The 9,179-nt window shown below is 49.4% G+C and carries 5 protein-coding genes; 4 read left to right on the top strand and 1 reads right to left on the bottom strand.

The window, feature by feature from the left end:
- Positions 1–101: transposase domain-containing protein (locus KKW20_RS16415; RefSeq protein ID WP_214568966.1), on the top strand; the 101-nt coding region annotated here is incomplete at its 5' end.
- Positions 102–278 carry a hypothetical protein gene (locus tag KKW20_RS16410; protein ID WP_214569004.1) on the top strand — a complete coding sequence of 59 codons (177 nt, stop codon included), beginning with the start codon at positions 102–104 and terminating at the stop codon, positions 276–278.
- 264 nt (positions 279–542) lie between these two features.
- On the opposite strand, the gene KKW20_RS16405 is transcribed toward KKW20_RS16410, so the two are convergent.
- Positions 543–4,436: a type IIG restriction enzyme/methyltransferase gene (locus tag KKW20_RS16405; RefSeq protein WP_214569002.1), complete on the bottom strand. Its 3,894-nt coding sequence runs from the start codon at positions 4,434–4,436 to the stop codon at positions 543–545.
- 970 nt (positions 4,437–5,406) lie between these two features.
- Here KKW20_RS16405 and KKW20_RS16400 point away from each other — a divergent pair.
- Together KKW20_RS16400 and KKW20_RS16395 are read left to right on the top strand one after the other, a co-directional pair.
- Positions 5,407–6,657, top strand: a complete 1,251-nt coding sequence (locus tag KKW20_RS16400) for an imelysin family protein (RefSeq protein ID WP_214569000.1) — start codon at positions 5,407–5,409, stop codon at positions 6,655–6,657.
- A 350-nt stretch (positions 6,658–7,007) separates the two neighbouring features.
- Positions 7,008–9,179: HAMP domain-containing protein (locus tag KKW20_RS16395; RefSeq protein WP_214568998.1), on the top strand; the 2,172-nt coding region annotated here is incomplete at its 3' end.

Below are 9,179 nucleotides of genomic sequence, written 5' to 3'. Positions count from 1 at the left end.
TTGATCCCCACGCCTATATAACCGCGACGCTCACTGCCATTGTCAACGGGCATAAACAAAGTCAGATCAATGGCCTGCTACCATGGAACTACGTCAAATAGGTGGGATCAGCGCACCGCTTACTGTCGATCAATGACACGCCTGAAATCCGCGAGGTGTTCTCGGCCTTCCTATCTGATGAGGTGCGCCTGTCCTACACGGTCGGTCGCAAGGCGTCGGCGGGGAAGGTTGGCGAGTTGATCATCTCAAACCGTGAAGCCCCTGCAGGGCTGCTGTGAAGTAAAAAGCCCCGCGCCGGTTAACTCCAGCGCGGGGCTTTTTCGTTTGCGTATCAGAATTATGTGATTGAAGTTCGGATTGATCTCGAAACTGTTGTTGCCATCCACACATGCCGTTTATTGCGGTCAAAACTTATGACTGCTTTGGGCAGGTTGCGACCTTTGCAAAGTTGATCGAACAGCCCACAGCGGACTTTGATATCTTCAGAGATTCTGCAGTGCAATTTTCGGAAAGCGGCCATTGGAAAAATTCGCAACACTTAGTCAGATCGCCTGTTCGATCACCTTGATCTCCTCCTGGCTTAGGTCGTAGAGCTGGTAGACGGAGGCATTGATCGCATCTTCTAGCTGCTGAATTTCCTCGGTACGCGCTGGCCCAGCTTTCTCTTTCACTAGCTCTGCGACGAGTGCAGAGACTGCAAAATCCTCCTTATTGCTCACTGTTGCAGGTAGAGGAAACGGGTTGATGTAGTTGGTTTTCATAGTTCTTGCATCACCCTGCAGCGTGTCCCCAGTATGCTTCAAATACCACCACATTAGCTTTGAGTTAAGCAAACCGACAAAAAACTCGTCCGACGCAGTGGCGTTGGGCTTCTTGGTGATGCTGTAAACCTTTGTGGTGTGGTAGGTCGACGAGTAGTCGATAGTAACATTCGTATGGATTGAACAAATCTCCATTGAGACCAGTTTAGTTTGATCGAACCGAGAGATATTGTTTTCTCGAAGATACTGGTAAATTTCCTTTGCTTTCTTGGCCTTACCGTTCTCTCGCGCAGCGAAAGCACCAGCATAGTGATCGACGAATTTGGATGTCTTGGGGAAATCCTCCTTCAATTTCTTCGCGCTAACCAATTCTGCTTTCGGATTCAAGATGTAAGGAAAAAAGACAAGACGGTCTGTTTCAATCGAGTCAAACCGATGCACATCTTTGCCGTTCAAGAAGTATCTGAACAGCGCTTTTTCGACCTCAAACACTTTGGTCTCAACGTGCGGCGCATCAGATTTTTCCTCTGGGTTTACCATGATCGTAAAGGTGTCCGTAGTCTCATCGAGCTTCCTTGCGACATAGAGCGTATCTCTGCTTGTTTGCAGCCCAACAAACACTGAAAGCGCGTCTTCCAAGGGCGCAGAGTTTTCATGGATCTTTTTAAAGCAAGAAAAACCATGTGGATTGTCAAAAAATATCCACTGGTTCTTGCCATAGAGGGCTGACGTATCCGCGATATCTTTGTAGCTCAAATCAGAGTAAAGTGCCTCATTGCCAATTTCACGCTCATGATCATCCGAGAGGCTAAACCGCTTAAAGCTGAATGTCTCCGATGGTTCTGAATTGAACAATGCAATGCAGGTGTAGGTAATTGCACTGTCAAAGACCTGATTGGCTCCAAAATGCGTGATGTGTTTCATCGCGCGAGTGTTCGTCAGGTACTCTCTCAGAGGAGCACCGTTGGCAGAGTTGAAGAGCTTATGGGGGAAGATGAAGATGTTGTTATTCCCCTTTGGCTTGGCGAGTCGAACAGCCAATTCGAAGAACAGGTTTGCTAAATCGTAGGCCCCCCGCGCAGTCCGAAAATCGCGCTCATAGAACTCTCGCTGTGCGGGCTGGGTCGCTTCGATCTCCTGGACCCGCATGTAGGGCGGGTTGGCGATGATGATGTCGAAGCCGACATATTTCCCTTTTTCATCCAACACTTCAGGGAATTCGAACCGCCACTCCAAGGCGGCAAGGAACGTCTTATTTTGCAGAAGTTTGGTACGTTTAGCATTCAGATCAGCGATCTTCTTCTGAATTTCATCAATTTTTGCGTCTTGCTCCGCTCGTTGTTCCTCTCCCAAAACGAACAAGTCGGCCTGCGCTTCATCTGCCTTCAGCTGAGCGATAGTTGCATCAATTTCTTTTGTCAGACGCCCCATCGACTCTTCTTGAAATCGCGTTTTCGCCTTATCGATCTTCTCTTGCAGGTCGCGTTTTACAGCCTTGTCTTTGGTGGTTTTGTAATCGCTCACAAGTTTGCGGTATTCATTCACAGTCAGTTTAGCCTTGCTGAAAGCATCCGAAAGGCTCTGATCCAACTTGAACCGAGACAGAAGTGAGTTGCCGCATTTTATGTTGATGTCGATGTTCGGCAGCGTTTCGAGCTGGGAGTCTTGGCCGTCCCGATAATAAGCGCTCTTCAGAAGTTCGATCCAAAGCCTGAGTTGGCAAATGCGTACCGAGTTCGAGTTGATGTCCACGCCGAACAAGCAGTTTTCGATCAGCTTCTGCTTCTCATGGAAAAGGGTTTGTTGGACCTGCTGTAAGCGTTTCGGCACTTTGGTGCCATGCACTTGATAAGCGAAGACCTCGTCGGTGTCCGCATTCACAATTATGAGCTCGTCGTTGTCCACCTCGACGACATAGTCAGACAACCTGTTGCCATCTGCATCGGCTAAGATGCCGAGCCGAGATTTGAGAGCAATCAGTTCATTGAGACATGAAACAAGGAAGTGACCCGATCCAACGGCTGGGTCACAGATCTTCAGATTGTCGATCACTGCGTTGTGACGCAGTGTTGCCGACTTGGATCGATCATCTGAAATGTTGTTTCGGAGATCGTCCGTGTCGGTGAGCGTCCAGCTTGGGTTTTCCTTTTGAAAGGCTTCAAGGACGGTTTTCTCGATCACCTTTCGCGCCATGTACATCGTAACGTAGCCTGGCGTGAATATCGCGCCTTCTTTGTATCCATTGATTTTTTCAAAGATCAAACCAAGTACGGCAGCGTTGATTATGGTCTTGCTTTCCTCCTGAACATCCCCACCGCCAACGGTTCCGAAGTCATATGCATCAAGAAAATCAAAGATATAGGACAGAGTTCCTTTCCTTCCTGAGGCGCGTCGGCCAGTTGCATCACGAAGGACGGTTCGGCCGAACAGTGGTGCGTCCAGTCCGTTAGTCAGGGCATTGATTCTGAAAGATTTCTCCAATTTGGTCAGTTCGAAGAGAGAACTGTTGAGGTAAGGCACCTTTTCGTATTTTGCCGCTATGAGCGGGGGCCGTTCAGACGGCGCAAAAGCAAGTACCTTGAAGAACAGGTCCGACAGATCATCAAAGTCGGCGACCATTGAAGTCGATAGAAACTTGTAGGCCGGGTCTTGACCGTGGAACTTGAAGATTTGGGCTTCTAGTAGCTTCAAGAAGAGCAGACGGTTGACCCATGTAAGGCATAGTTCCAAGGCGATATTGAATTCGCGTTCATCGTTCGATGAACCGTAGGTCTGAATCATTGTCGGATTGTTGAAATCGTCCTCGTACCTAATCTGGCTGATTGCATTTTCCAAAAGCGAGCCGGGATTTCGTTTGGCCGCGTTAAGACGACCGATCACGCGCTTCGCTCCATCCTTTCGTTCTTCCAGCCCGATTAAGTGAAGTAATTCATCATAGAAGGCCTTGTTCAGGCTATTACTATCGTTCGAAAGTTCTTTAGCGATCAGGCCATGAGGGCAGAGCAACTTGAATAGTTTGACGAGATCGTAGTCGTTTGCTCCATGCTTGAGTTTTGCTTCGTAGCTTCTCAAATCAATGTGGACGGCCTTAAGTTCGGCTTCACTGGCAGCAACAAATTTCGCGGCTATCTCTTTATAAAAGAAATCAGTGGTGCGGTCGGACTTCTTACCTGCGGCCCAGTCTTCAAAATCCTTCCGCAAAGCCTTGTTTTGATAAAATGCTCTCTCAAAATCAGATGCTTCGAAGACATACATCTCGAACTCAGTGCAAATCACGACGTGGCGGATATCTGTGTTGCCCGCACTCCGTTCCCTCAAGAAGTACAGAATGAGTTCATGCAACGCTTTACGATTGATATCGCCATGACGGATCATGTCAGCCTTGTTGATTTCGCGCTTGGCCTCAAACAAGACTGCGGCGGGGCTGCCCTTTCCTCCAGTCCGAATAACGAAGTCGATGTCTCCATATTGTTCAATCGTATGCGACGGCTGGTATGTCGGCTTGAGTAGCCCCATGAAATGGGTCTTGAGGTTTTCTTCGGTTTCTTTGCTATCGATGTGATCTAAGTAAGATTTGAGGTTTTGAGCAAAACTATCAACATCAGCTCGCGCCGGTTTATAAGCTTTTAATCTTGGGGATAGCTTTTTCGAAATTGATTGTATTTCCAGCTTCATCTCTACGTACCTTCAATGACTTCACAAGGCCCAAAAATGACCGGGTGCGTTATCGCATTAGTTGCAGAGTACGAGACGAAGTGGAAGCTTCTAAAGGAAAAATCGTGATCAAGACAAGCTTTCAAGAGTAGACTGGTTACGTCCGCTTTTAAGTACGTCAGAAGTTTGTTAGCGCCTGCAGCGAAGTTCCGCTTTTTCCGCCCAACGTGTCATCAGGCAAGGACCGCTTTGGGCTGGTAGCAGCCATTGGCGCAGGTTCGAGTTAATCGTGGTCCACCTTCATTGTAAGTAATTGATTTGTTTAAGCGCTGATTACCTGTTTTCGTGGTCCACATGAGTGATATTTTTATGGCCAAAAGGGTGATATTAGTGGGCCGTGTGGGGGCACCATTTATCCTTGAAACCAATAATTTAAGCGCCAATTGGTCGGTCGGTTGATGCATGGCTGTCGCGGGGTTCGGTCAAAGACAGATAAAATCGGTCGCGGTTTCAAGAAAGAAGAGATAACGACCGGGCCGATCAAACCCAGAGCTACCCTACATTGGGTCCTACGCCCCAGGGAACATGGCTGGAAATTACCAGCCCGGGACCGCTAAAAGTAGAATGCACAGCACACAAAGATCAACGTCATGTAAACAGCCATAGGCGAGCTATGCCTGTTTTGCGCATTGTGATGACGTCGCAAGACGACGATTTGCTTTTGCCCACCACCGCACTCCTAAGCGCAACAGGGGTGGAAGGATATCCTTTCTGTCTCTTTGCGAGCAGGTTGGTCAAAGCTTGTGGTCACCTCAATCCACCGTGATTTATCGTCACAATCATGTCGTGAAGGTTGGGTATAGGTCGATGGTCGGCGGTGCTAACGGGCGTTGTCAAAAATGACGGTGGGCACGAAAACCTAAGATCACCCTTTACCTGACTAAAACACTCATGTATATCGTGACGGATAATCGAAGCAATGAGGACTGACATGCTCCGCACTCCATTTTACGCCCTGCCATTCCTATTCGGCTCCTCCGCAATTTTACATGCCGCAGAGGTCAAGGATGTGTTGGATAACTATGCCAATATCGCCTTGGCAGGGTATGAGGACAGCCTGACACTTGCCACGTCTTTGAAAGAAGCGGTGGACGCGCTTGTGTCCGACCCCGGCGATGCGACGCTGGCTGCTGCCAAAGAGGCATGGGTGCAGGCTCGTGTTCCGTATCAGCAAACAGAAGCCTTTCGGTTTGGGAACCCCTCTGTGGATGAATGGGAAGGCAAAGTGAATGCCTGGCCATTGGATGAGGGTCTTATTGACTATATCGCCACAGATCACGGTGAGAACGAAGAAAACCCATTCTCGACAGCGAATGTGATTGCAAATGCGAAGCTGAATGTAGGGGGCACAATGATTGACGCAAGCAACATCACCCCTGTGTTTCTTGAAAGCTTACATGAGGTTGAAGGCATCGAAGCGAATGTCGCCACAGGGTATCATGCGATCGAATTCTTACTATGGGGGCAGGATTTGTCTGGCACAAGTCATGGTGCCGGGGCGCGCCCAGCAACGGATTTTGATGTTGAAAATTGCACGGGCGAAAACTGTGATCGCCGCGTTCAATACCTCGTGTCGGCCACCCATCTTCTCATGTCTGATCTAGAAGATGCTGTGGACAATTGGTCCGCTGGCGGGCAGGGGCGTACAGATGTGACCACGGATGCGTCGCAGGGCATTGTGATGGCATTTACTGGGTTGGGCAGCCTTTCCTATGGCGAGCAGGCAGGCGAGCGGATGAAATTGGGCCTGATGCTGAATGACCCGGAAGAAGAGCATGATTGCTTCTCGGACAACACTCATAACTCGCATTACTTTGATGGTCTTGGTGTTCGGAATGTTTATACCGGTCGCTATGTGCGCATTGATGGATCTCTCGTTGAGGGGCCGTCGCTATACGATCTGGTGCGCGGCAAAGACGCTGAATTGGCGGATGCCTTGTTGGGGGATTTGAATGCAACCATGATGGCACTTGGTGACATTCGCACCGCGGCGGAGGCAGGTACCTCTTATGACCAGATGCTGGGCGTTGATCATCCCGGTGGTGCATTGATTCAGGCGGCGATTGATAAGCTTGTGGCACAAACGCGAAATATCGAGCGTGCCGTCGCCGTTGTTGGGGCGAAAGGCGTCGCGATCGAAGGCTCAGACAGCTTGGACAACCCAAACGCGGTATTCCAATAACTTGGACAAATGAAGGTTTGTAATGGGCAGATGCGTGGTCTGCCCATATTCCCTTTTGACAAAAGGCCCCGCGTTTTCAATGCAAACGCTCGACGCGCCGATCCTCCAAATATTTAAGTGTATGTTTCGGTGAAAGACTGGGGGCGCAGCTTGTTTGGCATTTATTGATTGTGCCAAAATACTGTTTTTAAGCCGATGTTACACCTTAAGCGATTTTTCATGTCTCGCTGTCACAAGTGGATTAAATCCAATGTGACGTTGTTGAGGTTTAATGCGTTCAGTTTGGGCAAGCACCTGAGCAGACCACCGTAAAAGCCGCGATGATGTCGACCATGTGAATGGAGCGTTATATGCGTTTGCTTAGTCGGTTCTCGATTGCCATCGTTTTGCCAGTTGTCATGATTTTACTCGTGACTTTGTCGGTTGGAATTTTCACCATCGTCTCATATCAGGAAGAACGAAAAACGCTCCTATCTCAGGTGAATAACACGCTGAAGGCGTTGCTCGACGAACGTGTTGGACGGCTGGAAAATGAGTTTTCTCAGATGGAGTCTGAGCTGATTGTGACAGCTGCGCGTGGCGCCACAGCGCGTGCACTGAATGGCTTTGTCCGCTCCTGGGCTGTGTTGGGGGAAAATCAACGACAGCAGCTTCAGAAAATCTATATTACGGATAATCCTCACCCTGTTGGAAGTAAGCAGAACCTGACATGGTCGGGCGACGACAGTACATATTCCACGGTACATGCGCAGGCTCATCCTGAGCTTCGCGCGATGCTAGAAGCCTACGGATACTATGACATCTTTCTGATCGATCTCGAGGGAAATATAGTCTACTCGGTTTTCAAAGAGTCTGATTTTGCCACCAACCTACAAGTAGGCAAGTATAAAGACAGCGGCTTGGCCCGCGCTTATCGGCGGGCGCTGAAAGCCGATGCAGGCCAAGTGATCTTTGAAGATTTCACCCCCTATGCGCCAAGTGCGGATGCGCCTGCTGCTTTTCTGGCCCATCCGATTTTCAACCGTCAGGGTAAGCGTTTGGGCGTCGTTTCATTTCAACTCCCGGATGGTCCAATTTCAGAAGTTATGAATGCACCGACGGGTATGGGGGAAACCGGGGAAGTTTATCTGTTGGGTGAAGATGCACTCTTCCGGTCCGATAGTGGTGTTGAAGGCGCTCCCGCGCGAATAGGTTTAAGCGGTGTAAACTCGGTTGCCGTGCAAAAGGCGCTGGCCGGAGAAACGGGGATCGCCGAAGGTCTCGGTGATGACGGTACACCCGTCATTACGGCATTTGCTCCCACAAATGCGTTTGGAAAAACCTGGGCTGTGGTTGCCGAGCAGGATGTAAAGGAAGTTTTCCAAGGTGCTGATTCATTAGTCCGCACGCTGATATTCAATGGGCTCATCGTCGTTGCCGGTATCTCGGTGATTGCATTCCTCGTTGCGCGCAGCTTGGTGAAACCCTTATCAACAGTGTCGCGATCCATGACAGCTATTGCCGGTGCAAATTATGAAACAGCCGTTGGTGGGACAAACCGCGGTGATGAAATAGGAGCAATCGCCAAGTCATTGGAGAGCTTCCGGGTGTCGTTGATTGAGGCGCAGGACGCGGCAAAGGAAAGCGAGTTCCGTGGAGCAGCTTTTGCAAGCTCTTCTGCCGCGATTATGATGGTGGGGAATGACTTAGATATTCTTCATATGAATGAAACAGGGATCTCTCTGTTGACGAAGTATGAAGAGGTCTTTCAGTCAGTTGTCCCCGAGTTTAAGGCCAACAATGTCGTTGGCCAATGTGCTGATATCTTTCATCCACCAGAATTGCGTAAACGGGTGCGCAGTATTCTGGAAGACGATGCAAACCTTCCATATCACGCGACGATTGCTGTGGATGAAATGCGCCTCACGCTTGAAATTAACCGTGTAAAAGGCCCGTCAGGAGAGGCGATTGGCTATGTGGTGGAATGGGCTGATGTTTCTGTAGAGTTTATCAATCAGGCTTTGCTTAAATCCATTGAGGCCAACCAAATAAAAATCGAATTCACACCAGAAGGCGCAGTTGCAAACGGCAATGCTTTGCTATGTTCGGCTTTGGCAGAACCCGAAAGTGATTTGGTGGGACGAGCGATTTCGGACCTGTTTGAGTTCGATGAAACACTGGCGAAAGAACGCGGGAACGTATTTGACCGCGTGTGTAATGGAGAAAGCGTATTTGGCCGTTTTGTGATGCGTCGATCTGATGGTGAACTGGTTGCGCTTGATGGTGGATTTTCGCCAGTAATTGATGCAAAGGATCAATTGTTGCGCGTGGTATTGATAGCGAATGATGTGACGGAGGCTCGGCGCGAGATTGAGCGCGCAGAGGAGCAGCGGGTTGTGATGGAAGCATCGCAAAATCAAGTGGTTGATGCACTTCGCGATGGCTTAAGCCGCCTATCTGACGGTGATCTGACCGTTGAACTGACCGATGCCTTTAGTGAGAACTACGACCAGCTGCGAGTGGATTTCAATTCGGCGGTTGAT

It is taken from the genome of Aliiroseovarius lamellibrachiae, from assembly GCF_018599245.1.
Classification (GTDB): domain Bacteria; phylum Pseudomonadota; class Alphaproteobacteria; order Rhodobacterales; family Rhodobacteraceae; genus Aliiroseovarius; species Aliiroseovarius lamellibrachiae.
The sequence above is the reverse complement of the archived record's forward strand: the minus strand, read 5'-3'. Positions and strand labels throughout refer to the sequence as shown.

Excerpts from the sequence above, each read along its gene's own strand:
- KKW20_RS16405 (WP_214569002.1), bottom strand. The coding sequence starts at position 4,436 with ATGAAGCTGGAAATACAATCAATTTCGAAAAAGCTATCCCCAAGATTA.
- KKW20_RS16400 (WP_214569000.1), top strand. The coding sequence starts at position 5,407 with ATGCTCCGCACTCCATTTTACGCCCTGCCATTCCTATTCGGCTCCTCC.